Annotated in this window: 1 protein-coding gene; it reads left to right on the top strand. The window is 68.0% G+C overall.

Going from position 1 to position 2,923, the window contains the following annotated elements; all coding sequences use genetic code 11:
* The coding region (locus tag NS4_RS30925) for a non-ribosomal peptide synthetase (RefSeq protein ID WP_157106347.1) at positions 1 to 2,923 on the top strand (2,923 nt) is incomplete at both ends.

The following is a 2,923-nucleotide window of genomic DNA, read 5'->3' as shown; positions in this document are numbered from 1 at the left end:
CAACCCGGCGCGGTCCACGGCACGGCACCCGTTGTTCCAGGTCGGTTTCTCGTTCCAGAACCTGGCCCAGTCCGTGCTGGAACTGCCGGGCCTGTCGGTCGCGGGGATGGATGTCGACACCGGGATCTCCCAGTTCGACCTGCATCTGATTGTCGCGGACGAGTACGACCGCGAGGGTGCGCCGAAGGGTGTACGAGGCCACCTGACCTACGCCACCGATCTGTTCGACCACGCCACCGCACAGGAATTCGCCGACCGGTTCGCCCGCTTGCTGGGTGAGATCGTCGCCGCACCGGATACCGCGGTCGGACAGCTGGAGATCCTGGCCCCGGCCGAACGCGCGGCGCTGGCGGCGCGTAACGACACCGATCGGGAGCTGGATCCGGCATCGACCCTGGCGTCGCTTCTGGATGCGACGGTCGCGGCCACGCCCGACGCGGTCGCGCTGGTGGCCGCCGACGGTTCACCGGTCACGTATGCGGAGTTGGCTGCCCGGGTCAACCGGCTGGCCCGGTACCTGATTTCTGCCGGTGTGGGACCCGAGGATCGGGTCGTGCTGGGGTTGCGACGCTCGGTGGATCTGGTGGTCGCGATGTACGCGGTCGCCGCTGCCGGTGGCGCGTATGTCCCGGTGGATCCGGACCAGCCCGCCGAGCGAACCGGTTACATCCTCGACACCGCGGCACCGGTGTGTGTGCTGACCGGCAGCGCCGATGGCGATAGCCGTATCGGTGGCGCCGGTGTTCGGTCGCTGGCCGTGGACACCCTCGATCTCGATGCTTTCGACGCGTCGCCGGTGACCGATGCCGAACGCCTGGCGCCGCTGCGGTCGTCGAATACGGCGTATGTGATCTTCACGTCCGGTTCGACCGGCCGCCCGAAGGGTGTGGCGGTTCCGCATGTGGCGGTCGTGAACCAGTTGCGTTACATCACCGCCGAATTCGGCTTGACCGCCACGGACGCGGTGTTGTTGAAAACCGCGGCGACCTTCGATGCGTCGGTGTGGGAGTTCTGGCTGGCGGCGGTGTCCGGTGGCCGGATGGTGATCGCCGAAGCCGGTGGGCATCGGGATCCGTCGTACCTGAACGAGCTGATGGCCCGTGCACAGGTGACCACTTTGACAGTCGTCCCGTCGATGCTGGACGCGTTGCTGAACACCGGCACCGGGTTGCCGGAGTCGGTGCGGCAGGTGCTCGCCATCGGTGAGGCGCTGCCGGTGACGACCGCACGGAAGATGGTCACCCGTTCTTCGGGCGCCGAGTTGTTCAACCTGTACGGTCCGACCGAGGCGGCCGTATCGATCACCACGCATCGGGTGACCGAGGCCGATCAGGCTTCGGTGCCGATCGGTGTGCCGCAATGGAATTCGCGCGTGTACGTGCTGGATTCGCGTTTGCAGCCGGTGCCCGACGGTGTCGCGGGCGAGTTGTATCTCGCCGGTGTCCAGTTGGCTGTCGGGTATTTCGGACGCCCGGATCTGAGTGCGGACCGGTTCGTAGCGGATCCGTTCGTCGCGGGGCAGCGGATGTACCGGACCGGCGACGTGGCTCGCTGGACGGCGGCCGGTGAGCTGGATTACCTGGGCCGCTCCGATTTCCAGGTCAAGATCCGCGGTTTCCGGATCGAGCTCGGCGAGATCGAGGCGGCGCTGCTGGCGCTGGACGAGGTGGCGCAGGCCGCGGCGCTGGTCTCCTCGGATCCGCGGACCGGAGACCGGCTGGTCGGGTATGTGGTGCCCAGTGGCGATTCCGGTGTGGATACGGCGCGTATTCAGTCCGAACTCGGGCAGCGGTTGCCGTCGTACATGGTGCCGTCGGTGTTCGTGGAACTCGATGCACTGCCGTTGAACGTCAACGGGAAAATCGATCGCAAAGCGCTGCCGGAGCCGGTGCTGGAGACGCGGGAGTTCCGGGCGCCGTCGACCCCGATCGAGGAGATCGTGGCCGGTGTCTACGCCGGGGTACTCGGTGTGGACCGGGTGGGCGCGGACGACGATTTCTTCGCCCTCGGCGGTAACTCACTGGTCGCGACACAGGTCGCCGCGCGCCTGGGTAAGGCGCTGAACACCACGGTGCCGGTGCGGGCCCTGTTCGAGGCGTCCACGGTGGCCGGTCTGGCTGTACGGGTGGAGCAGCACGCGGGATCGGGTGGGCGTAGCGCTCTGGTGGCCCGGTCGCGCCCGGAGCTCGTGCCGTTGTCGCTGGCTCAGCAGCGGATGTGGTTCCTGAACCGGTTCGACCAGGAGTCGGTGGCCTACAATTTCCCGCTGGCTATCCGGCTGTCCGGTGCGCTGGATGTGGACGCGCTGCGGCAGGCGGTCACCGATCTGCTGGAACGGCACGAGACCTTGCGGACCCGCTACCCGGCGGGCCCGGACGGGGTGCCGTATCAGGAGGTCCTGCCGGCCGCGGAGGCTATCGCCGGGGGTCTCGCTGTCTCGTCCACCGATGATGTGGTGGCTCGGGTCGGCGAGCTGATGTCGGCCGGTTTCGATGTGACGGCCGAGGTGCCGTTGCGGGTGGCGCTGTTCCAGGTCGACGGCACGGCCGACGAGTTCGTGCTGGCGATGGTGATCCATCACATCGCCGGTGACGGTTCGTCGGTGGGCCCGCTGACCCGGGACCTGATGACCGCCTATGCGGCGCGGGTGTCCGGTGAGGCCCCGGGTTGGGCTCCGTTGCCGGTGCAGTACGCGGATTACAGCATCTGGCAGCGGGAGTTGCTCGGTGACGAAGCCGATCCGGGATCGATCGCGGCGCAGCAGGTCGGTTACTGGCGGTCGGCGCTGGCGGGTGTGCCGGATCAGCTGGATCTGCCGATGGACCGGCCGCGTCCGGCGGTGCAGTCGTTCGCGGGTAGCCGGGTCGAGGTCGCCATCGATGCCGAGATCCATGCCGGTTTGCAGCGGGTCGCCCAGCAGCAG

The organism is Nocardia sienata NBRC 100364 (assembly GCF_001613205.1).
Classification (GTDB): Bacteria; Actinomycetota; Actinomycetes; order Mycobacteriales; family Mycobacteriaceae; genus Nocardia; species Nocardia sienata.
The sequence above is the reverse complement of the archived record's forward strand: the minus strand, read 5'-3'. Positions and strand labels throughout refer to the sequence as shown.